Genomic DNA, 24,877 nt, shown 5'->3' on the forward strand with positions numbered 1-24,877 from the left:
GCTTTTTTTATTTTTTAAAGAGAAACTATATTGTTTTCATCTTTCTTTTTTCCAATATACTTTTAATAATGAAGAAAAGACCCAGAAGAACAAAAGGAATACTTAAAAGCTGTCCCATATTTAGGCTCATTCCATGTTCAAATTCTACCTGGTCTACCTTAATAAATTCAATCAGGATTCTCATAATAAAGATTAAAAGAATACTGATCCCGAAATAGAATCCTTTTCCAATTTTAAAGAGGTCTTTCTTGTAAATAAGATACACAAGAAGGAAAATAATAAAATAGGAAATCGCTTCATAAAGCTGGGCAGGATGTCTAGGAAGATTATCTACCTGGCGGAATATAAAGGCCCATGGAACATCAGTAGGAGTTCCAATGATTTCAGAATTCATAAGATTGGCAAGTCTGATAAAAACTCCTGCCAATGGAAGTACAATAGCAATGGCGTCCAAAACAGTCATTAATGGTATTTTAAACTTTCTGGCATAAATCAGAAGCATAATCATCAGTCCAATTCCGCCACCATGGCTTGCAAGTCCTGCAAAACCGGTAAAGTGGTAAGCTCCATCCGGCCCTTTCTGGATTGGTAAAAATATTTCTAACGGATGCTGGGAATAATAATCAAAATCATAAAAAATACAGTGTCCCAATCTGGCACCAGCTAATATTCCAATAAGTGCATACGAAAATAAGGCTTCATGTGCCTGTATACTTAAATTTTCTTTTTTATAAATGCTTTTTAAAATATTAAAGCATAAAACAAGCCCTGAAAGAAATAACAGGCCATAATATTTAAGGGAAATCCCTAAAATATTAACGATTTCAGGATTAACATCCCAGTTGATATATAATAAACTCATTGATATTGTTATCGGATTTTACGGTTGCAAAGATAAGAAAATAGGATTTTGAAGTAATAATGCTGTTTTTTTGAGTCTTATGTTTTGACTTGTAATGTTTTAAATGCTATTTTCTTGATGTTGTGAACAAACTTTGTACTATAAAATAGTTACTGTTTTTTTCATAAAAACTGAGGGTAATTTAAAATCATTCTTGAAGAAACATTTTATAACTTTAAGCTGAGTTTGAAAAGTTTTATTGAGTTGGCTCTGAAATAATTTTATACTTTTCATTTCCATACTTATAATCAAAATAACACCATACAGAAATTAATATGCATCATCAACTGGAAAAGCATTATGTAAACAGAATAGGCTGGCTTAGGGCAGCTGTTTTGGGGGCCAATGACGGATTGCTGTCCACTACAAGTATTGTCATTGGTGTTGCAGCAGCAGAGCCGGAGCGGAATATCATTATTCTTGCTGCTCTGGCAGGAATGATTGCCGGTGCAATGTCTATGGCTGCCGGAGAATATGTTTCTGTAAGTTCACAGGAAGATACGGAAAAGGCAGATCTGATCCGGGAACAGCGGGAGCTTGAAGAAATGCCGGAAGTAGAACTTCAGGAGCTGGCTAAAGTGTATGAAAAAAGAGGCTGCACGAAGGAAACAGCCATGCAGGTTGCTATTGAGCTTACCGAACATAATGCATTGGAAGCCCATGCTAGAGATGAATTGGGAATTAATGAAATTACACAGGCAAAACCTTTGCTGGCAGCAATAGCATCATTCGGATCATTCGCGGTAGGTGCACTGTTGCCATTTACTGTTTCTATTGTGGCGCCTATCAAGCAAATGGTTTACTTTCAATATGGTTTTTCTATTATATTTCTGATGCTTTTAGGGGCAATTTCAGCCAAAGCTGGTGGCTCCAGTATTAAAAATGCAGTATTGAGAATTTGTTTCTGGGGAACCGTGGCTATGGGGATTACGGCATTGGTAGGACATCTTTTCGGGGTGAATGTAGCATGATGTAGATTAAGTTTCTAATACACTATTTAAAGGGTTTTAAATGATAAGTAAATGATTTTCAGATTATATTTTACCTAACGATTGTTAGTCGTAGAAGTACTACACTTTTTGAAATTTCCATGTAATTTGTATTGCTGTATTGCAAATAGATCTATATTTGGTGATATAAAACAACGAATCACACAATATTAACGATTAAAATTTACAATCATGGCAGAAAGAAATTCAAGAGGAATTTTAAAATTCAACAACGGAGAAGGACAAAAGTTATTAAAACTTAACTACAGCGTAGCAAGATCTACAGACGTTTCAGGACGTGTAGCATCAGATCCTTCCAATGCTCTTATCAAAATTACAGTAGAAGCTACAGAAAAATCAGACATTCTGGAAAGCTTACTCAATGGAAAGTACAAACCTACAGTGGGAGAAATTACTTTCAACAAATCTCACGAGGAAGGAACATTAACAACCTTAAAGTGGCAGAACGGTTATGTAATCCAGCACGAAGTAGATTTCGATGCAGTGGATGAAAACAGTATGTATATCACTTTTGTTGTAAGTGCAGAACAAATTGATTTAGGAAACTCTGCTTACCATGGAGCTTGGCCTACAGCGTAAGAACCTAGTTTTTTAAAAAATCAAGTACATATAAACAGAATGGTATATTAAATACTGTTCTGTTTTTTTGGCTCTGATAAATACGTCAGAATCTGAGAAAACATTCTTGCTAATTTCCTGTGATTGTTAAAATAAATCAAGTAAAAGTGGATTTCATATTGTAAAAAATTTATAATTTTATATAAAGGCTATTGTTTATAGAAATTTTTTCTGAAAATAAAACCTACCAAACACCTTACATTAATATGACTAAAAATATCTCGAATTCCGAAAAGATTTCGGAGAATCATATTCCTGGAATCAACCGTGTGGTGAAGCTGGATATTGTGATTGAAGGCAAAATGATTAAACATTTCAAACACTTCCGCCTACAGCAGAGTGTAAAGAAGCACCATAATTTTGAACTGACATTGGCCCATGATACCTTAGATGGGGTACAAAAGCATGATCTGGAAGAAGCTCAGCAGTTTTTAGGAAAACGTTTAACTGTAGTTTTTAAATATAAAGATGTAGAAGGAAGTCCTGAAAGAACCTTCGTAGGGGTTATTACAAAAGTAGGATTCAGTCAGGAAAATCACAGTCTTGGAAATATTGTACTGAAAGGGTACAGTCCTACGATTCTCCTGGATTCCGCTCCTCATACCCAGAGTTTTGGAGGTGACCAACCCGTAAATATGGGAATTATTGCCACCGACGTCATAAAACAGGGCATCGAAAACAGTAAATTTGATGTGAAAGTGAATGCTAAAGCATCTGCTCAGATTTTGTACAGTTCCCAATACAATGAGACCCATTACAATTATCTCTGTAGAATGGCAGAAGCCTATGGTGAGCAATTCTTCTATGACGGTGAAATACTTCATTTCGGAAACATGCCACCCCAGAATAAAGCAGTAGAACTGATCTATGGAAGCAATGTTTCAGATATTAACGTAGAAATGAAGGCAGTGCACATCAAACCTCGTTTTTACGGATATAACAGCAGTTCCAATGCTAAATTGATTTCCGGAGAAACACCTATTAAGCATGTAGGAAATCTTGCAAAAACAGCTTATCAGAATAACGATAAGATCTTTAAAACCCCATCATTACAGGTTGCTCCAATAAAGGCAGCTACGGATATGGATGTGGTTATTTCCCAAACCAGCACAGCAGGAAGCAGAGCAGTAGATGTTTTTACCGTTTCAGGTGGCACCACCATTCCGTTTCTGTATCCCGGATGTGTGGCAGATATCAATATGAGGAAAACCGACAGCAATCAGACTTCTTATTTTACCAAATTAATGGTCACGGAAGTTATTCATGAAGTAGATACACTGGGACGCTATGAAGGAAGATTTGAAGCCATAGCCTCAGATACAGGATATATTCCAACTCCTGATTTTACCGTGCCTATTGCAGAAACTCAGATAGCAACAGTGATCTCTAATACAGATCCGCTGGGGCAGGGAAGAGTTACCGTAAGATTCGACTGGCAGCTGCATGATACCACCAATTTCATCCGTATGATGGCTCCTGATGCCGGAGGTACCGATCAAATTACTCAGAATAGAGGATATGTAGCCATTCCTGAGGTAGGAGATCAGGTGATGGTAGGTTTCGTTCATAATCATCCGGACCGTCCGTTTGTGATGGGCGGAATGTTTCATGGCGGAACGGCTCTTGGCGGTGGCTTAGACAATCATTTAAAATCAATCCAAACCAGAAGCGGGATTAGAGTTTTGATGAATGATGCTGAAGGAAGCGTTACCATCATTGATCCGAGTGGAAATAACTATTTCATGGATGGAAAAGGAAACATCATCGTAACCGCTCCAAAGAATATGACATTCAATGCAGGGGAAAACCTTACTATAAATGTCGGACAGGATATGAAGACTACCGTAGGAAATGATAATGCCATTAATATTACCAATAATCATAAGTTTACTTCAAGGAATTATAAACAGACCATTAATGAAAATAAAACCATCAATGTAACAGGTGATTTGAAGGAAACAACATCCACTACTACCCATAAGGCAAAGAATGGAGATATCCTGCTGCAGAGTTCAGGAATAGCCAAAATGTTGGGTAAAATTGATGCTAAAGTAAATAAAGGATAAAAAACACATGGCAATACGTCTCATGTAGTTTACTATTGAAGATTATAACGTGTTCATAATGAATAGAATAATAAAATACCTGTTAAGCTTTTTATTTTTTACCCAGATTTCGTGTCAGGAAAAAAAGGACCATAAAAAAACAGTAACAATGACAAAATATGAGTGGACTGAAGGGACTTCTGCTCCTTTAGGATATCCGATGGAAGTGTATAAAGGAGGAATAGAATGTGAAGGAGGAGAATGGGTAGGACTGGACATCGGGTTATCACCGGGAGGAAATACCTGGGGAACCATCAATAATGGAATGGGAAGTAGTTTTAAAGGTATTCCTACTCGTCTTGACTTTATCTGGATGTCGTATATGGAAAATCAGTTCTATATGATCGATAGTCAGATAGACACTGGAAAAATAAAAGAATATTTCAGTAAAGGATATGATATTAAAGCGAGCAATGGAAGTGGAAATATAAAGCATTTAAACTACAGTAAGATAGGCATAGGAATGGCTCCCGGAGGAATCGTTGTAGTGTGGGTAGCCGGTGTAGGGATGCAGAAAGAAATAGGAAGATATCTTGGGAAAAAAATAACCATTCCTGAATCGGAAATAGCTAAGCTGGACAGTCATGAGGACCGTTTTTTCAGAGATGATTATCTACAGGAAATTCATACCAGTGAAAAAAATGTTCCTTTAAAAATACAACAGGAAAACAAGGGGAAACCTATCCCTTTTGGCCTATGGGACTCTTATAGGATTCTGTATAACTGGAAACCTGCCTTCGAACTTCCGGAGAAAGGGAAACTCAATCCTCTGTCAGATGTAGGAATGACAATGATCAACGGTGAAATGGATCAGCTGGATTTTTCTAAAAACTCTCCTGGAGATAACGGACCTAAGGCGATACCTCAATCCTTTTCTTTTTCTGTAGTGGATGCTGGAGATACAAGATATGGAGCCGGTTGTAAACTTAATGAGAAGTCTGCTTTTGAAGCATTTTCAAAAGTTTTTGGAAGTGATCCGAAGTCTACGAAGGCCAGCCTGGTGATTAAAATAAACGAATCATACAGCTTTTTTACCGTACTGCTGAAAGGTGAAAACGGAAAAGAAGCTTTTATTAAGACAGAAAATCTGGAAATGTTTAAATCCAGAAAGAAATAATGCATATCGAACTATAATTAAATATTGATTATGGGAAAAACATTTGTATATAATACCGGAAATTCTTCCCCTCCGATTGATGAAATACATCTGGAGATAGGTGTTTTCTTTGATGGTACCCTTAATAGCCTTAAGAATACTGAAATGAGGGAGAAATATAGAGATGGTAAGAATAAAATCGAAAGTAAAGATACTGATGCTGAAGTTCTGATCAAAGAAGAAGCTATCAAGAAAACTACTGAGGAACAGGAAAAGCAGTATGAAGGATTGAAAAACAAAGACATCTCTGAAGGGGATAAAGAGTCCGACCGTTTTCTTAAGGCAAGTCACAGAGGATGGCTGGACAAACAAGGAGTGGATAATAGCTATAGTAATGATTATACCAATGTAGCAAGAATGTATAAATGTTCCCAAAGGGACGAATATGGGGTATACGTAGAAGGGATAGGAACATTGGATGGGCGCAGAGATGTAGATGACGGCTTTCAATATGGATCCGGGCAGACCGGAGTAAGGGGGAAAGTGAGAAAAGGCTGTGAAATGGTGGCAGACAGAATTGATGCCCTTAAGAAAAAATATTCTCCGGAAAAGATGCTCACTAAAATTACCATTGATACTTTCGGATTCAGCCGTGGTGCCGCTGCAGCCAGAAATTTTTCTTATGAAATCAATGGAAGAAAAAGGCCCCAAGATGTAGAAATCAAGAAAAAAATAAAATTTGCAGGGTACAGAGAAAGCCAGTCGTATGGAAATGATGGCCTGATTGCTGAGTATAAAGATATTTGGATAGATAAAGATAAAACAGAAGTAAATCCGGCTTATCTTGTAGATGGTAAGCTTCCTAAATTCGGTTTTTTAGGTTACTATCTTTTAAGCAAGGAAATTCTGACCAAAGAAGAATTGGAGGAATTAGAATTGGATGTCCGGTTTATAGGAGTTTATGATACGGTTTCCTCTTATGAGGAGTTTGGAGATATGGGTGCATTGGAAAGAGTGGGGTACCGAGGTCCTTTGCATGCTACATTTGGATCTCAACATAATTTCGGAGATGACAGTGAGCAGCTTCAGCTCAAAAACCCGGGACCTTATTATAAAGCCGTTCACTTTACGGCGATGGATGAACATCGTGAAAATTTTTCACTAACCAGATTTCCGGGAAGCGTTGAGAAAGACTTCCCAGGAGTACATTGTGATATTGGTGGGGCCTATGAAAACGGAACAGAAACCGTAGACGAAATAGAAGTCGCGGATAAACATCCTGGGATAGGATTCAATTCTTATAGTTCCTGGAATGCCCTGAAAAGGCTGGAGGAGAGAATGCAGGAAATTAAAGCTGGACATTGGTATCATGATGGTCAGATCAGTATAAAAAAAGAAAGTCATTTATGGATTTTCCAGTATCATAAAATAAGAGGAGTCCGTTTTCTTAGAAAAGAATACAGTTATATTCCGCTTCAGTTTATGGAAAAACATGGGATAGGTTATTATAATCATCAAATCATAATAAAAACCGATACTACTTATTCTATTAAGGGTGATGAGCATCTGCCGGCTGCAAAAAATCATCTGGAAAATTACGTATTTGGAGATGGAAAACCATGGCATTTTATCAAGGATGAGGATCTTGGAAAAGAAGCTGCCAGATTAAATGCTGAAGCAGCTTTGGAATCTCCGACTTATGGTAAAGATAAAGATGGAAACCGGATCGTCAATCTTCCAGCGGTGCAGGTTACTTCACAACGCTGGCAGGATTTACTGAGAACATTAAGGAATAAGTACCTTCATTGGTCGGCTAATAGAGACTGGATGGGAATGGATCCCAATAATGATTATCAAAGAAGGATATATTAGGTATGGCAGCAAACGTATTGCAAAATCTTCATCAGAAAACTTATCGGTTGGAGACCATTGTTACAGAGTGGAAAAATCCGGTGTACTCCACCCGGAAAAGCTATGCCAGAGAAGTTGAGGTTTATTATTATGGAAAAATAAAAGGAGAGCATGACTTTCAGGTTCTGGTTACCCATTTCGATTTTTCTGAAGAAGAAGGAACGATGGATAAATTTTTAAAAAAGATCAGCTATTTATTTGATGAAATAGAATGTAGGGTAGATGACGAAGGAAATATTACAACGATAGATAATTTGCTTTTCTTACGATTAAGATGGACAAAAATTCAGGCAGATTTGTCTGAAACCCATAAAGGAGATGCTGTAGACCGTTATTTCAGCCAGATCAGTGATCTGCTGGAAGATGAAACAAAGCTGATTGATTTTCTGGGAAGTTATCAGATGTTTGGATTGTTGTTTAATGGCCTGTTACAGGCATTTGATGCCAAAAAGAAAAGAGAATCTCCGGAAGGGTTTACAGAGATCATGACACCAGTGAAAGAAGGTAATAAAATGAGTTTAAAGATCTCTGCTGAAAATCTTGAACAGACAGATACCGATGACTTCAGGGGGCTATTTGTAAGCAGAGAAGACCAGCTTGAAGAAGGATTTATAGAAGTCAGAAAAAACAATTTCCATTTAAAACATTCATTATTATGGGTAGGGTAAATAACGACGGAGATAATACCGCTCCGGGAACTGTACCGGACAATGAGCAACAGAGGGAGGATAACAGAAGGAAGATGGATGATAAACGGGCGGAGGATGCTGAAAAAGAAAAAGCAGAAGCCGGCCTGAAAGTAGTCATCGATACAGCCACTTTGGAATGTACGCTATGCACCAATCCTAAAGGAATAATGGTTGTTAATTACAATACACCAACCATTCAGGAAAAGAAAACAGCTACAATAAAGGAAAAAGGTCCTAAAAGCCTCGTGTTTACCGGGAACTGTCTAAAAAGTCCTAATGCTGCTCTGCCTTGTGCTTCTGTGATGAATGTAGGGGAATGGCAAAAAGTAGGTACCTATCTTTCCCAGGAGCAGCTTGTATTGTTGCAGCAAAGCACAATTCCCTGTAATTACGGACAGATTGATATTAAAATTACTGATAGCGGACAAGTTCATCAGCCGGATAGTATCGAGGCAAAAGGAGCACCTGTTCCGGATCCGAAAACAAAAGATAAGAAATGCTATTGCAACCGGGATTTTACTCCTGAGGAAATGAATGAGATTGTTATTGAGCTAAGAAAAGGAGAGATCACGAGCTACATTACCAGAAAATCAGTAGAAATGGTAAATGGAGTTAAAAAGAAGGTATCCAAAAAAGTACCTTTCACAGTGTACGATCAACCCAATACCAAGGATTTGTTATTTGCCAATCAGTCTGATATAAAAAGAGCCGAACATTTATCTGTAGAAGATTCTTCCTATGAAAAAGTAACAGATATGATTAATAAGACTCTTAAAAAGTATAATATCAATACCTGTATCAGAAAAATTCATTTCATTTCACAGGCTTATCACGAATCACACAGATTCAGAGCCACATTTGAAGGGAGAACAAAAGATAATACACCATCCAATTACAGAGGAGGGTATAATTTTCAGGGAAGAGGATTTATGCAGTTAACTCATGACGATACTTATGTAAAATATTACAATAAGGTAAATGGCACCAATGAAGACACTAAGAATAAGAAATTTTATACAGAGACCCTTGTTCCCTTTGCTTCGAAAGTAGCAACTAATCTTGAATATGCTTTTGATTCTGCGGGTTGGTTCTGGCAAAATGATGATAAAGTAAATGCAATTAATGTCAATATGAATGAAGCTGCTGATAAAGATGACACCTTGTATGTATCTCAGGGAATCAACGGTAGGGTAAAACATCCCAATGGTCTGGAAGAAAGAATCAAATATGTAGCTGATCTTAAAAAAATTATGAATTATGAAAACTGTATCAGTAAAAAGAAATAAAATGGTTTTTCTGTGGATCTTTATGTTCATGGGAGTGCTGGCTAATGCTCAGGAAATAAAGATTTGGGATAAGACATTGAAGGCTAATATCATTGCTCATCAGAAAGTAACTGATGACAGCACCTTTTTATCTATAGACAGGAAAGAGAATAAATGGCTGGCCCAAAATGTAAATATAAAAACAGTCAATTACTGGAGTCGTGCTCCAATAGAAGTAACTTCAGATGGTTGCGGAAAAAATACCTTAATCATCAAGCGAACCTTCTTGGGAAATAGCATTGTTGGGGATAGACTTTATTTCAAGAAAAACAAAGGGAGATATTATTTTAAGGTTCTTAAAGAATTTGAACAAAAAGCTGAATAATAAAGATATACAGAAATAAGAATACAACCTTGAAAAAAAATATACTATTAATCCTATTGCAGTTATCTTCAATTGTTTTTTCTCAATCTGGAAAGAAACCTCCCGTCATTACTATATCCAAATTCTATAAGCTTGGTTTTAAAACATATGATAAAGAATTTAAAATGTATCAGAATCCTTTTATTTTAAATGGTCATAAAAAATATAAAATAGAAGGATATGGCAGTATGAATTATTCTGAGGGTGAATTGCTCGGAATTTCTCCTAATAAAAAATATATTGTACTGGATCATATTTCAAAAGGATATGCAGATGATGGAGTACATAAAAGACTCTATGAAAACTATTTGTGTGTAATTGTAGATGTTCCTAAGAAGAAAGTCGTCATGAATATGCAAAGCGATTGTAGTGGAGAATGGAATAAGAATAACCAATGGGTAAGTAACAATAATGTCATATTCCCATAAGTACAATAGGTAGATTAATTTTCTCACTATTTTTAGCTGTATTTTTCCATGTGCAGGCTCAGAATATTGCCGGAAGTTATTTTCCTGTGGAATCCAAATGCCGGATTCATTTAAAGATCGATAAAAACAACCATTTCACCTTTATTATAAAAAAGAAAAAAAAAGATACAGGGAGTTACAAAACTTTCAAAAGAAGATCGGGTTCTCTATCAAGGTACAGGCGGAATGTTTAGTAATGATACGATTGATATGCAAAATTCAGGAAACACTATGAATCCCTATCACCACTTTAAAGAGTGTGATGAGGTGTATATCCATTGGGCTAAAAAATCCATTTGAAATCTGTTCAGGAAACAATCCGGACCCCAATCAGGGAAATATTTTCAGTAAAGTTCCTTCAGAAAGATATTTTTCCCTGAATGGAGTAGATTATGTATTAAAAGCTTATACAACAACCATCCAGTTTATTATTTCATTTACAAAAGTATAATTTTAAGCTTTTAGAACACTTTTAAAATAAGCTCTTGATGCTAAAAGGTATCAATTCAGGTTAGAGTATCCACTTTTAGGAAAAGTAGAAAATTGATATTAAAATTTTAATCAAGATGTGGTCTTTAAATGCAAATATTTCTAGATAATGATAAACTTATAATATTTAATTTAAAGTTTATTTCTAAGCTTGATTTTAATTTATATATTGCGCTTCGATTTTATATAATATGGAAAATACTTAACGAAAATTTAAAGAAAAATAAATTAATAGAGAAATAGTCTCCCAAATACGAATTTTTGTTTTCCTAATTCAATTCCTTCTTTTATTTATGTATAAAACTAAACTACTAACTGTAACCACATTTCTATTTTTTATTTTTTCAAATATTTATGCTCAGGATAAAACTATTGATTCTTTGAAAAAAGAAATATTAAATTCTAAAATACATGATACCCTCAAACTCTCGAAAATAGCAAATCTGATAGATCAAATACCTTCAAATAGTCATACATCCGATGTATTGACCAAGATGATGGGGGAAATTGCGTCCAAAAATTTAAAGAAGACCAACAGTAAGGATTTACAAATAAAATACACCCAGTACTTAGCAATTTATTACACTAACTTATCTTCAATGTATGAAGCCAAAAGAGATGTTGTAAAAACATTAGAGTATGCTGATAAAAGTATAGCTCTTTTCAAATCAACCGGAGATTACTATGAAATGAATTATACCCTTGTAAATAAAGGTATATTCTATTCTCACATCAATGAATATGAAAAAGCAATATCATGTTTATTTACTGCACTGAAATATTTCGAGAAAGACAAAGACAAGAACCAGGAAGGAATTTCCTATGTAAATTCAGTAATGGGTACGGTTTATATTGACCAGGGAGAATATCTGAAAGCCATTGAATCCTTAAAAAAAACGGTTAATTACTTTGAAAAAAAGAAAAATCTGACGGGTAATGATAAATACACTTTAAGTATGGTATATTCCAATTGTGGATCTTCCTATTTATTATTAAAAAAATACCCTGAAGCAGTATCTTATTTCAATAAAGCACTTGCCCTTTCCAAAGAACTTGGAGATTATGCGACTAGCAGTATTATTCTGAATAAATTAGCACAGGTAAAGATAGAGGAAAAAGAATTTGAGGAATCGGATTCGCTTTTAAGAAAAGCTCTGGAAACAGATAGTGGAGAATTGTCTAAGGCCAATACTTATATCAATTTAGGAGATCTGTATTACCGGAAAAAAGAATTTATCAAATCTCAATCCTTTTTAGAAGAAGGATTTTCAATAAGTAAAAAAATTAACAATCTGCAACTTCAGGAAAAATCCTCAAACCTGTTATTTAAAGTTTATAAAGAAAATAATAATTTTAAAAAAGCACTGGAAGTATATGAATTTCAGAATAAGCTACAGGACTCCAGTAATGTTGAAGCTTCTAAAAATGCATTGGCACAACAGCAAATTAAATATGGTTTTCAAAAAAAGCAATTCAACCTGGAATTAAATGCGGAAAAGAAAACAGCAGCTAAAAACAACTGGTTGATTGCGCTTTCAGGAGCATTGTTACTGGTACTATTGGGCGGATATTTCTATTATCGTAATAATAGGCAGAAGCAAAAAATTACAATTCTTGAAAAAGACAGAATAAAACAGAAACTTTTACTTTCTCAAATGAATCCGCATTTTATTTTCAATTCGATAGATAATATTCAGAGTCTTATTATCAATGGGAAAGAAACTGTTGCGGTATCTTATTTGAATAGTTTTTCCAAATTAACAAGGCAAATTCTGGAAAATTCTAATGAGAATTATATCTCGCTGCAAGAGGAAATTGACATGGTTGAAAATTACTTATCCATACAGCAGCTTCTTTATAATGACAGATTTAATTATAGTATAGATATTGTAAATGTGTCTGATACGGAGTCTTATTTTATCCCGCCAATGTTAACACAGCCGTTTATAGAAAATGCTATTAAACACGGCATCAGAAATAAGGATGAAAAGGGAATGATCGAAATTGCTTTTTCTTTCAGTCAAGAGAAATTATTTTTTGAAATAATAGATAACGGTTTAGGATTTAATGATGTGAAAAAACAGTCCGGTCATAAATCAATGGCAATGAAAATCACCAAAGAAAGATTACTGAATTATACCCAAAATAAAGAATTTGAAGTACGATCAGAAAATAAAATTGACGCGGAAGGCAACATACAAGGCGCCAAAATTATATTTGAAATACCCTACATTCACGAAAACTAATATACCATGTTAAGAGCTATCGTAATTGATGATAACCAGGAAATCAGAAAGAAAAACTGTACTCTGATTAAAGCCAATTGTCCTAATATTACAATAATCGGACAGGCCGATTCTGTAGAATCAGGAGTCGAAATCATCAGACAGTTATCCCCCGATATTGTTTTTCTTGATATTGAGATGCCAGACGGTACCGGCTTTGACCTGCTTCAAAAGCTAAGTCCCATTACTTTTAAAATAATTTTCATTACAGGGTATGAAGATTTTGCCATAAAAGCTTTCCGTTTTTCAGCTATCGATTATTTATTAAAACCATTAAATGCCAATGAATTGGTGGAAGCTGTAAAAAAAGCTGAAGAAATATTGAGTAAAGATATTTTTGATATAAAACTCAATAATTTATTTGCCAATCTTGAACGTCCGAAGAATCTTCAAAATTTAGTTCTTAAAACTGCTGATAAGATATATTCTGTTAATATCCAGGATATTGTAAACTGTGAGTCAGATAAAAACTATACTACTTTTTATTTCATTAATGCGCCTAAGCTGGTGGTTTCTACCAATTTAAAAGAATATGAAAACCTATTATCCCCATTTAATTTCTTTAGAACACACCAGTCACATTTAATCAATATGGCCTATTTCGATCACTATATCAAAACAGACGGCGGGAATACCATAGTGATGAAGAATAAGGTGGCAATTCCGCTTTCGGTACGAAAAAAAGAGGACTTTCTTCTTTTGTTACAGAACCTTCAGGTTCAATGATTTTAAACAGATTTATTTAAAAAGCTAACGAATTTATTATCAATTCCGGCAAATGTTCATTTGTCGGAATTGTTATGACGTATTGTTTTATTATTGCATTGTGAATGTGGAAAATAGCAAGCTTAGAAGGAATAGATTTTTAATGGCTAAGTTCCTGAAAAAAACAAAAAACTAATAACCTTATCCCACGCTCTGATTTTATGGAGTTTGGGATTTTTCTTTTATATGAAAACTCAGAAAGCGCACGAATTTCCTCCAGATCCTTACGAATATTCATTTACTAAAATCCAGGGGAACTTTTATTCTATTTTTGAAAACGCTTTTAGCAAAGCATTATATAACTATTAACCATATGTAAAATTAACCAACAAATTTATGAGAGTGATAACTTTAATTTTCATGATTCTACCTAAGGCTTTATCTCTAATCGCATTTGTTGGGATAGTCATTTCTTCAGTTTGTGCTTTTATGAGCTGCAAATTATACCTTAAAAAACAAAAGGATATACAATCTATTACGCTGTATAAAATGTTCAGGCGTGCTATCAACACGATTGTATATATGAAATGTTTCCCTGAATGTATAAGAAATGGTATACCGAAAATTTCATTTCCAAGAGGTGAAGAGAGATCAGATAATAATGTAATTTTCAAAACGTCTGATACTATTTGCAATGAAAGCAAATCTCAAAAAATATACTCTATATTTGCCTACTATAAAAAAAATATAGAACTAAATAACCATTACAAACTTTTATTAAGATGAGGAAGAAAATTACCCTATCCTTACTTTTGATGCTTTTTCTCATGGCATCAAAAATTTCAGCTCAGTGCACAACAGGGATTCAATATCCTGCTGGGATTCATCAAGCGACTGGTGCAGCTGGCTCGAATACGATCAACTCCGATGCAAGAACCGGCGAATATACCAATGTGCATATTGAACCATCAAAGTATTATACCTTTTCCACATCGGTATCTACTGATTATATAACAATTACCAATAACACAGGTACACAAGTAATTGCCTCTGGGGTTACACCTGTAAGTTTTGTTTCGGCTTATAATCAAACGGTTCGGTATTACATTCACCAAAATGCACAATGCCAAACCACCAATCAGTTTGCACGAACAAGAAAAGTAACTTGGGTTACGGCTCAAGCGTGTTTAGATGTGACACCAACAGGTGTTTCGAATATTTCACCAGTATCATGCACAATCAATTATACTACGCCTGCCACTGCACCTGCTTTTGGCTATCAAGCTTATGTGAGTACTTCATCTGCCACGCCAGGAGCAACAGTACCAGTATTTACTTCTACAACAAATTCGCTTTTTGTTAATGATTTAAACCCAGATACTAGCTATCATTACTGGTTGCGTTCTGATTGTGATTATCAAAAAAGTGCTTGGATATATGGTGGGACTTTTACAACAATTTCTTCACTGTTATGTAATAGTGCCTATAATGGCATTTATCCTTCAGCTACCATTACACCAAACTGTACAGGGAGTGATGATTTTTTTGCCACGAATGTAAAAAGTGGTAGTTTTTCCAATATAGCTGTTGTTCCAAACACTCAGTATCAATTTAAAACCAATTATGGTACCGATTTTATTACCATTACTAACGCTTTAGGGACGGTTGTTTTGGCAAGTGGTACAAATCCTGTAAATTGGAATTCGGGCTCTACTTCTGGAGTTGTTCGTTTTTATTCTCATGACAATGCCCAATGTGGTTACGGTATGACTACAACAAATCCGCGTAATAAATATGTAAATTGTATTACAACATCTGTTACTTGTATACCTCCATCTAATTTGGCAGTGGCCAACATTACTTCCAATTCTATAAGAATGTCTTGGGCTGCTCCAACGAATGTACCAAGTAGTGGTTATGAAATTTATATGGTCACTACAAATACGGCTCCAACAGTCAATAGCACAGCTACACATACCAATACTACTACAACGAAAGACATTAATGGTTTAACAGCGGGTGTTACCTACTATTATTGGATTCGATCTAATTGTGGTACAGAAAAAAGCAGCTGGGCTTCAGGTGGCTCTTTCACAACAAACCAATCATTAAGTTGTAATGGAGCTATTTATGGTTTGTATCCAGATGCTGCTTTTACGCCTTCATGCACTGGTAGTGCGGAGACTATTACTTCTAGTGCTTTTGCAGGACAATATTCTAATGTAAATATTACTGCCAACCAACAATATGTGTTCTCTTCTTCCGTGGGAACTGATTTTATAACAATTACCAATAGTGCAGGAACTTCAGTTTTAGCAAGTGGCCCAACACCATTAAGCTGGTCTTCAGGTACAAATACAGGTGGGATACGTTATTATTTACATAGTAATTCTAACTGTGGATCACAAAATACAAACAGAACTAAATATATTCAATGTGCAACAGCTGTAAATTGTGGATTACCTTCACAATTATCGGTTTCTAATATTACATCAAATTCTTGCAGATTGAGCTGGACAGCACCAGCAACAGCGCCAACAAATTATGATATTTATATTATTACATCCAATACTGCACCAACAAGCACTACAACACCTTCTGCAACAACCACATCGGCAGGTGCGGGAGTATTGAATGGAATTTCGGCAGCGACAACTTATTATTATTGGATAAGATCTAATTGTAATGGAGCTAAAAGTGCTTGGGTTTATGGTGGAAGTTTTACTACACTTGCTGCTTTAACTTGTAATGGGGCAACGCATGGTTTATATCCAAATGCTACTTTTACCCCAACCTGTACTGGTAGTCCGCAACAAATTGTTGCCGATGCTTATGCTGGTGAATATTCAAACGTAAATGTAGTTTCTAATACACAATATACTTTTTTTAGTTCGAATTCCTCAGATTATATTACAGTAACCAATGCTTTAGGAAATACGGTTCTAGCATCAGGTACTACACCTCTAAACTGGGTTTCGGGTACTTATTCAGGAGTTGTTAGATATCATATAAATACCAATGCCTCTTGTGGTACACAAAATACAAATAGAATAAGATATATTCAATGTATGGGACTAGCTACTTGTGGAGTTCCTAGTAATTTATCAGTATCTAATATAACTTCAAATTCTTGCAGCCTTAATTGGTATCCGCCAGCAACTATTCCTACTAATTATGAAGTATATTTATCTGCAGTAAATACAGCACCTGTAAGTGGAACAGCTGCAACTTACTCAACAACTGGCCCTGGAATAGCTTCATTAAATCCATTAACATCTTCAACTACCTATTTTTATTGGGTGCGTTCTAATTGTAATGGAACAAAAAGCAACTGGGTTTCTGGAGGAAGCTTTACGACACTTCCTACAGGTTGTTGGAAAATGGTAAGTACAGGTATGAGTCATTCGCTTGGAATAAAATCAGACGGAACACTTTGGGCTTGGGGGTCCAATGATTTTGGGCAATTGGGTGATGGAACAACCATCGCAAAAACAGCTCCGGTACAAATTGGAACGGCAAATGACTGGCAAAGCGTGAGCGCGGGCACACTTCATAGTATGGCTATTAAAACCAATGGCACACTTTGGGGATGGGGAATTAACGGAAATAGCCGATTAGGTGACGGAACAACTAACGGTCGAGTTTTCCCTGGTCAGATAACTTCAGACACGAACTGGCAGAGTGTTTGTGCTGGAGATGTAAATACACTAGCCATAAAAACCAATGGAACGCTTTGGGCTTGGGGTTATAATGGGAATGCTCAATTTGGAGATGGAACAACTAACAACCGATCGACTCCTTATCAAATAGGAACAGCTACTAACTGGCGTAGTGTTGATGTAGGATCGGTACATACGCTGGCTACTAAAACTGATGGAACACTTTGGGCATGGGGAACCAATTCATACGGTCAGGTAGGAGACGGCACTACAGCTACTAGATTTACTGCCTTACAAATAGGAACCGAAACTGATTGGCAGGATGCTGCTGCTGGAGGTTTTCATTCCGTAGGATTAAAAACGAATGGGTTACTTTATACTTGGGGTAAAAATCTTTATGGACAGCTTGGTGATGGTACGAATACCTCTAAATCAGCACCTAATGCAGTGTATGATGGTGTTAAAAGTATTAGTGCCGGTTCTGATCATACTGTAGGAACTACTTCTTATGGAAATATGTGGTTCTGCGGTATGAATACCTTTGGTCAATTAGGTGATGGAACAACCGCTAGTAAAAACACTATTACAGTGACCAATTCAAACAATCATCAAAAGGCTATAACAGGATTTGATCATACTTTCTTATTAAATTATGATAGCTCTATTTCTAGCTGTGGTTTAAATGGAACAGGACAATTAGGTAATGGTTCCACAGCGAATAGTTCTTCGTTTGTATCTCTTACATGTCCTGTAAGTAATCTGGCAGTTGAAGAAACTATATCTTCAACAAATAATTTAAAAGTTTTCCCAAGTCCTGTAAGTGATATTTTAAATATATCTTCTGATCAAAAAATTATCTCAGTAACAATTTTGAATACTGCAGGACAATTGATCCTGACCAAAGTGATCAACAATAAAATAGCAACAGTTGATGTTTCAGGATTGATATCAGGAGTTTATATGGTGAAAATAAATTTAGATAACAGAAATGTAAAAACAGTGAAAGTAATTAAAAGATAAGTAAAATAAAGTATCAGATATGTTGATATCATATTTTTTTAACCATAATAATTGATTTTCAATTCTCTACAATAGAAAATGAAAAACAGAAGAGGCCGTCTCACAACTGAGGCGGTTTTTCTTGTTAAAAAGTAAATAATTTTTATATATTTTGATTTGTTTTTTTTTTTTTTTTTTTGTATATTTATTTGGTAATCAATCAGATGTATGGCTTTTAAACATTATAATCAAAATCAGCTGGTTTTATTTCCACATACTTTTGACGATCTGATTCCTATGGATCATCCTGTGCGGATTGTAAATGAAGTTTTAGACAAGATCAACATCAGCCCTTTATTAGATGCATACCGCAAAGAAAGTAACGCTAGCTATCATCCCCTGATGATGCTCAAAGTGATGGTTTTTGCGTATATGGAAAATATTTATTCCTCCCGTAAGATAGAAAAGGCCATGCGGGAAAATGTTTTGTTCATGTGGCTTTCCAATATGAATATTGCCGATCATAATACCATTGCCCGTTTTCGAAGCCAGAAACTGCAAACTGCATTTAAGGATGTCTTTACACAGGTGGTTTTTATGATGCATTTTTAAATCTATCTTATGATGAAGTTTTGAAGTTTTGGAAACATATACAAAATGAAACAGTCTTTTCTACAAAACATGGAACTAAAGGTGATGAATATAGAAATGTTTTAACAGTTATAGATGATACTGAATGGAAACAAGAGTATAACTTCAATAACTTTTTTAATGATTTAGAAGAAAAGGAGGAAAGGAAACTTCGTACACGTAATTTATTTTATGTAGAATGTTCCAGAGCAAAGGAAAATCTTGTAGTATTAATGTTGTCAAAAGTAGACGATTTAGCTCTTGAAAATATAAGAAAATGGTTTAAAGAAGAAAATATCTTAGATATAGAGGAATTTATTAAACCTGAATAAAAATATCTAAACAAATTATTATTTTAACAGAATATGAAATCACCTTTAAATATACATCCTCCTAAAAATTGGCAAGACTTTGAAACTTTATGCTTGAAGCTTTGGGGGGGAATATGGAAGATTCCCAATGAAATCGAATTTAATTCAGACAATGCACAAGGTCAAAACGGAGTTGATATTTATGGCCCGGTAAATAATGGATTAAATTATAATGGAATACAGTGTAAAAATAAGAAGTTAAATTTGATTAATGGTTTGCCTAATAGAATTACCATAAAAGATATTCAAGAAGAAATTGATAAAGCTAAAGGCTTTCAACCTAGTTTAAGTAAACTAATAATTGCAACTTCACTTCCTAAAGATCAAAAAGTTGAAGAATATGTTAGAACAACAAGTGTAGAAAATATAAAAAATGGCCTTTTCTCTATTTAAATTTGCTTCTGGGAGTTTTTTGAAAGAAAATTATCTGAATTTCCAGAAGTCTATAATTGGTATGTTAAAAATGAAGATTTTCATAGGGTTAGAAAGGTTTCTATAACTTTTGACAATGGAGGCAACGAAATTATTTGTCATCCAAAATTCCAAAAAAATATTAATCGTTATATTCTAAAGCCAAAAATAGAAATTTTAGAGGAGGAAGTTGATTATAGTGTTCCATTAAGTAGAGTTATAGATAAATATGATTCTTTAGACAAAGCAATTAATAGTATTCCTAAAAATAGCTTGAACGAGATGTTTAAAAAGATTAATTTTAATAACCACCCTCTTCATCTTAAATATAAATGGGAGCAAAATTGTTGGTTAAAACTTCAAATTACAAATACTGGTCAATCGGTAATTGAAGACTATAAAATTGAACTTGAATTTGAAGGAGATTTTGAAAAAGTTGGAGCGGAAAGCGGTCATTTCTTATATAATCCTAATTATATAAATAATGTTAAGGAATATAGAAATTCTAATAAGGCTTTGATTATTGTTCCAAAAGATCAAACACTTGTCCAAGGAGATAGTTTTACTTCCGGAAATTTTTATATTGAACCAAAAGTAGGAGAAGGTTCTGAAGTTAGATTAAATTGGAAATTATTATCTCGGGACTTTACGGATACAGGTAGTTTGATAATAAAAATTATGCCTAAATTTCATAAAGTTTTTTTAGATAATGAAATTGATAATATAGAAGATGTGCGCGAAGAAATTTCATATAAACTTATTGAGAGACCAGGAATGTCTCAAATAGGTTATGTAGATTATTTTGATAAAGAATCAGATTATAATTTTGAATAAAAACTATGTTAGTTAATCAATTTGACCAAATTATTACTTTAATAAAACAAGCTCAAAATAATGCTTTGAGATTGGTAAATAAAGAATTAATCAATCTCTACTGGAACATTGGAGAATATATCAGTAACAAAGTAGAGAATTCTGAATGGGGAAAATCCGTAGTTGAAGAACTTGCTAGTCATATTCAAAAAACAGAACCGGGAATAAAAGGTTTTTCAGATAAAAATCTTTGGAGAATGAAGCAGTTTTATGAAACTTATAAAGATTTTCCAAAACTCTCACCACTGGTGCGAGAAGTTTCTTGGACAAATAATCTGATAATTTTTTCGAGAGCAAAAACTAATGAAGAAAAAGAGTTCTATCTAAAATTATGTATAGATGAAAGGTTTAGCAAAAGAGAATTAGAAAGGCAAATTTCTTCTTCTCTTTTTGAGAGAATAATGATTGGAAATGAAAAACTCTTACCAGTGTTGAGAGAATTACACCCCAATATTTCAAATACCTTTAAAGACAGTTATATATTTGACTTTCTAAATCTTTCTGAAGCCCATAACGAAAGTGATTTGCAAAAAGGATTAGTCAGTCAGTTGAGAAATTTTATCTTGGAATTAGGTAAAGATTTTCTTTTCATTGGCGAAGAATACAAACTACAAGTTGGAAATAGTGATTTTTATGTTGATTTATTATTCTATCATCGAGGATTGCAGTGTTTGGTCGCTTTTGAACTCAAAGCGGATAAATTTAAACCGGAACATTTAGGACAACTCAATTTTTACCTTGAAGCATTAGATAGAGATGTAAAAAAGTCCAATGAAAATCCCAGTATTGGAATATTGCTTTGCAAAGATAAAGACAGCGAAGTGGTGGAATATGCTTTAAGTAGATCGCTTTCCCCTACGATGGTTTCAGAATATAAAACACAACTTCCGGATAAAAAAATACTTCAGAAAAAATTGCATGAATTGTTTGAAAAGTCTAAAAATATAGATTGGAATAAAGAAAGTTAATAAAAATTTAATCCCCTTTTTGGCTACCCTAAAAAATTAAAAACCTCTGAAAATAAAATAATTTCAGAGGTTTTTTGTACCCAGGACCGAACTACCATATTTTTTTAGTGAATTTTAATTAGTTTTAATTGTTCGTATATTGTTATATTTGAGTAAGATAAAATTTGATTGTTTAAATTTTAGTCAGTTTTTTTGATTTTAATTTTTAAAATGATCCCCTTTTTATTCCCCCTTTATTTTGTTTCATCTATTTTAAATTTAAAATGAAGTACTATTTCGAATTAAGAAAGGATAAAGTAACTCAAGATAGCTTAATGCCTATTCGTGTTTTAATAAAACATGAGAAGACAATAATCAAACGCAATACTGGTGAAAGTTGTGAGCTTAGATACTGGAATGGATTTAGAGTTTCACCAAACTCTAAAAAAGAAAAATACAATAATCATTTAGAAATTAATGAGACATTACAATCTCTTGAGAATAGAATTAATGACGTTTTTCTTTTTTTTAGAGCCAATAAAATTCCATTTAATAAAGAGACTTTTATTGAAAAGTTTGATTCCAAAGATGTAGTCGTTTCTAGTTTTGATTTCTTTACTTGTTTTGATGAATTTATTGAGATAGGTAAATTATCCAAAGCTTATAATACAACGAAAGCACAGACTACTGTCAAAAATTTTTTAAAGGAATTTGAAAATGATACTAATTACAAAATTGAATTTGAATCAATAAACGATCGTTTTTTTGAAGAATTATCCAGGTACTGCTTTATTGAAAGAGAAATAAAAAATAACTATTTTGCTAAGATTATTGCTGTATTGAAAACAATGCTCCGATTCTGTATTAAGAAAGGATATCATAATAAAAGAGACTTTGAGGATTTTAAGGCTACGGAGCATGATATTGATATTATATACCTAACATTTGATGAGCTTTTAAAGTTAAATAATCATGATTTCGATAATGATAGACTAAGCCATGTTCGTGATTTCTATTGTATGGGTTGCTTTACAGGCTTAAGGTTTTCTGATTTAGCAAAGCTCCATCTAGCCAATATTTCGGAGGATCATATTGTACTATCTATACAGAAGACGAAAACACAAAATCATGCTATAAAGATAAATAAGTACGCTAAAGCGATTCTTGATAAATATAAGGATACAATCTATGAGCCATTACCTTCAATTTCCCAACAGAAATTTAACGATTATATAAAGGAATGTTGTGAAAAGGCAGAGATTGATACAATGACAACTATAAATTGGTTTGTAGGTTCTAAAAAAGTTTCCAAAACAGTCCCCAAATTTGAGCTTATCAGTAGCCATACAGCCAGAAAGACCTTTATAACCAACTCTCTTCTATTAGGTATGGAACCAAAAGCAATTAAGAAGATTGCAAATATTAAGAAAGATGCTGTTTTGGATAAATATATGAAAGTTACTGAAGCGTTTACTGATGATCAAATGGATAAAGCATGGAAATAAACAAGTTGAATTTTACGAGATATTTATATAATTCTGAAGTGGCTCAAGTCACTTTAAATGAATATTTCTATGAGAATGCTGGTGTTTTAAATATGCTTGAAAAGTATGAGGACATTTCTTATTTAGATTTATCCTCACAGTTTTTTTTCTTATACCGAGAGAGAGAAAAATTTATCCATAATAACAGTCATTTTTTAAATTCCAATTTACAACATTTACAATCTGTTTTTGGACTTTTAGTCACATATGAAGCCAAACTGTATAATAAGGATGCCTCAGGTGTTTTTACGAAGTATGAATTGGCGAAAGGCGAATATTATTACCCAATTTCACTAACAGATTATTTTTTTCCAATCAAAGTTAATTTTGAATATGAAATAAAAAATATAAATGATGTAATTAATTATATCTATTTATTTCTAAGTATAGAAATCTTAAGAATAATAAATCTGATACTTCAGAGGTATCAAAGTTCTAATTACGGAAAATTAAGTTTGATGGGAAACTTTCAAAGTTTTAATGATAGAGAATTACTATTAATTTTTCCTTTTTTATTTAAAAATTTAGATGAATTAAAGAATGAGATCAAGCAGATTTTTGAAGAACAAGAGTTTGAAACAATTTTTGATGAAAAATTCGAAATTTTAAAAAATAAATTTAATAATATACTTGATGAAATTTCTCATAGAACAAAATATAACTATTTAAAATATTTCAATTTCTTTGAATTCAGAAAGAAAGGTTTGGATTTATATGATGAAAATGACGTAGTAGAAGAATATTTGAAAAGATTTAATTTCCCCCAAAAAGAAGCAGATTATTATATTACATTCTATAGAATATCGAATGATTTTCAGTTACCTAATATTGATTTTTTACAGGATTTTGACCTAGAAATTAACATTGAAAATTCTTGGCTTATAAATGAAGCTTTTCCGTCAAAATTTAAAACTGCATCTACAGAATCTCGTATAAAGACAATAGAAAACAGCTTGGGAAATCTAAGTCTGAAATCTAATTTGGAAATAATAATAGATACAAAAGAAGTCATAAAATTATTCGATAAATTTATTGATTTAACATTCTCTGGTGTAAAGCAACCGGAATTTAAAAAAGTATTTTCAGAACTAGTTTATTTTATAAAAAATGAAAATGCTATTGAATTACCCAAAATACAGAAAATGGATATTGAGGATATAAAATATTTTATGGGCTTTTTTGATTATTTTAAAGGGAAAATTTTCAATTATAAAATTAAAGAACTGAAGACTTTACTTCTTATCATATCTGATCAGATTGACCATTTTGAAAACTCTAGTATAGATAAGGCACATTTAAGAAACTTTAAATTAACAAAAGAAAAGATAAGGATACTAAATTCAACAGTCCCAATAGAATTTTTATAAAATTCTAAAACCCCTTATAAATAAATACATTGAGTATAAAATAGAGTCCCAAAATTATGGGACTTTTATTTTGCAGTCTTTTGATGATGAACTTTGGCTTTAGAAAAACCA

The 24,877-nt window shown here is 33.5% G+C and carries 21 protein-coding genes; 20 read left to right on the forward strand and 1 reads right to left on the reverse strand.

Features of this window, described 5'->3' with window-relative positions; genetic code table 11:
* Positions 1 to 25 precede the first annotated feature (25 nt).
* Positions 26 to 862 (reverse strand): prolipoprotein diacylglyceryl transferase, encoded by an 837-nt coding sequence (lgt, locus tag J2772_RS04520; protein ID WP_209913724.1) that lies wholly within the window; start codon positions 860 to 862, stop codon positions 26 to 28.
* 314 nt (positions 863 to 1,176) lie between these two features.
* Here lgt and J2772_RS04525 point away from each other — a divergent pair, with 314 nt between their 5' ends.
* The 20 genes from J2772_RS04525 (at position 1,177) to J2772_RS04620 (ending at position 24,766) form a co-directional block, all read left to right on the forward strand.
* Complete coding sequence (locus J2772_RS04525) at positions 1,177 to 1,872, forward strand: VIT family protein (RefSeq protein ID WP_209913726.1); 696 nt, start codon at positions 1,177 to 1,179, stop codon at positions 1,870 to 1,872.
* A gap of 210 nt (positions 1,873 to 2,082) precedes the next feature.
* Entirely contained in the window at positions 2,083 to 2,490 is a 408-nt protein-coding gene (gene tssD / locus J2772_RS04530) for a type VI secretion system tube protein TssD (protein ID WP_089732652.1), read from the forward strand.
* Positions 2,491 to 2,735: 245 nt separating this feature from the next.
* Entirely contained in the window at positions 2,736 to 4,595 is a 1,860-nt protein-coding gene (locus J2772_RS04535; RefSeq protein ID WP_209913728.1) for a type VI secretion system Vgr family protein, read from the forward strand.
* A gap of 58 nt (positions 4,596 to 4,653) precedes the next feature.
* A complete protein-coding gene (locus tag J2772_RS04540) occupies positions 4,654 to 5,751 on the forward strand; it encodes a DUF2931 family protein (protein WP_209913730.1) in 1,098 nt (365 codons plus the stop codon).
* A gap of 30 nt (positions 5,752 to 5,781) precedes the next feature.
* On the forward strand, positions 5,782 to 7,602 hold the full coding sequence (locus tag J2772_RS04545; RefSeq protein ID WP_209913732.1) for a phospholipase effector Tle1 domain-containing protein: 1,821 nt from the start codon (positions 5,782 to 5,784) through the stop codon (positions 7,600 to 7,602).
* Positions 7,603 to 7,604: 2 nt separating this feature from the next.
* Positions 7,605 to 8,309, forward strand: a complete 705-nt coding sequence (locus J2772_RS04550) for a hypothetical protein (protein ID WP_209913733.1) — start codon at positions 7,605 to 7,607, stop codon at positions 8,307 to 8,309.
* The gene (locus J2772_RS04555) at positions 8,297 to 9,616 is read left to right on the forward strand and encodes a PAAR-like protein (RefSeq protein WP_209913735.1); all 1,320 of its coding nucleotides are present in this window, start codon (positions 8,297 to 8,299) and stop codon (positions 9,614 to 9,616) included. Before J2772_RS04550 ends, J2772_RS04555 begins: the two co-directional genes overlap by 13 nt.
* Positions 9,588 to 9,980 carry a hypothetical protein gene (locus tag J2772_RS04560; protein WP_209913736.1) on the forward strand — a complete coding sequence of 131 codons (393 nt, stop codon included), beginning with the start codon at positions 9,588 to 9,590 and terminating at the stop codon, positions 9,978 to 9,980. Before J2772_RS04555 ends, J2772_RS04560 begins: the two co-directional genes overlap by 29 nt.
* A gap of 29 nt (positions 9,981 to 10,009) precedes the next feature.
* Positions 10,010 to 10,447, forward strand: coding sequence for a hypothetical protein (locus J2772_RS04565; RefSeq protein ID WP_209913738.1), 438 nt, complete (start codon positions 10,010 to 10,012; stop codon positions 10,445 to 10,447).
* Between the two features lie 301 nt (positions 10,448 to 10,748).
* Entirely contained in the window at positions 10,749 to 10,937 is a 189-nt protein-coding gene (locus J2772_RS04570) for a hypothetical protein (RefSeq protein ID WP_209913740.1), read from the forward strand.
* 637 nt (positions 10,938 to 11,574) lie between these two features.
* Positions 11,575 to 13,221 (forward strand): tetratricopeptide repeat protein, encoded by a 1,647-nt coding sequence (locus tag J2772_RS04575; protein WP_209913742.1) that lies wholly within the window; start codon positions 11,575 to 11,577, stop codon positions 13,219 to 13,221.
* A gap of 6 nt (positions 13,222 to 13,227) precedes the next feature.
* Positions 13,228 to 13,986 (forward strand): LytR/AlgR family response regulator transcription factor, encoded by a 759-nt coding sequence (locus J2772_RS04580; RefSeq protein WP_209913744.1) that lies wholly within the window; start codon positions 13,228 to 13,230, stop codon positions 13,984 to 13,986.
* Positions 13,987 to 15,362: 1,376 nt separating this feature from the next.
* Positions 15,363 to 18,644, forward strand: coding sequence for a fibronectin type III domain-containing protein (locus J2772_RS04585; protein WP_209913746.1), 3,282 nt, complete (start codon positions 15,363 to 15,365; stop codon positions 18,642 to 18,644).
* Positions 18,645 to 18,851: 207 nt separating this feature from the next.
* Positions 18,852 to 19,235 (forward strand): transposase, encoded by a 384-nt coding sequence (locus tag J2772_RS04590; protein ID WP_209913747.1) that lies wholly within the window; start codon positions 18,852 to 18,854, stop codon positions 19,233 to 19,235.
* 20 nt (positions 19,236 to 19,255) lie between these two features.
* Positions 19,256 to 19,585 carry a hypothetical protein gene (locus J2772_RS04595; protein ID WP_209913748.1) on the forward strand — a complete coding sequence of 110 codons (330 nt, stop codon included), beginning with the start codon at positions 19,256 to 19,258 and terminating at the stop codon, positions 19,583 to 19,585.
* Between the two features lie 33 nt (positions 19,586 to 19,618).
* Entirely contained in the window at positions 19,619 to 20,017 is a 399-nt protein-coding gene (locus tag J2772_RS04600) for a hypothetical protein (RefSeq protein WP_209913750.1), read from the forward strand.
* Positions 20,018 to 20,317: 300 nt separating this feature from the next.
* A complete protein-coding gene (locus J2772_RS04605) occupies positions 20,318 to 20,869 on the forward strand; it encodes a hypothetical protein (protein ID WP_209913752.1) in 552 nt (183 codons plus the stop codon).
* 5 nt (positions 20,870 to 20,874) lie between these two features.
* Positions 20,875 to 21,876, forward strand: coding sequence for a YhcG family protein (locus J2772_RS04610; protein ID WP_209913753.1), 1,002 nt, complete (start codon positions 20,875 to 20,877; stop codon positions 21,874 to 21,876).
* A 263-nt stretch (positions 21,877 to 22,139) separates the two neighbouring features.
* Positions 22,140 to 23,360 carry a site-specific integrase gene (locus J2772_RS04615; protein WP_209913754.1) on the forward strand — a complete coding sequence of 407 codons (1,221 nt, stop codon included), beginning with the start codon at positions 22,140 to 22,142 and terminating at the stop codon, positions 23,358 to 23,360.
* On the forward strand, positions 23,351 to 24,766 hold the full coding sequence (locus J2772_RS04620) for a hypothetical protein (protein WP_209913756.1): 1,416 nt from the start codon (positions 23,351 to 23,353) through the stop codon (positions 24,764 to 24,766). Before J2772_RS04615 ends, J2772_RS04620 begins: the two co-directional genes overlap by 10 nt.
* Positions 24,767 to 24,877 lie beyond the last annotated feature (111 nt).

Origin of the sequence: Chryseobacterium jejuense (assembly GCF_017877355.1) — a bacterium.
GTDB classification, from domain to species: domain Bacteria; phylum Bacteroidota; class Bacteroidia; order Flavobacteriales; family Weeksellaceae; genus Chryseobacterium; species Chryseobacterium jejuense_A.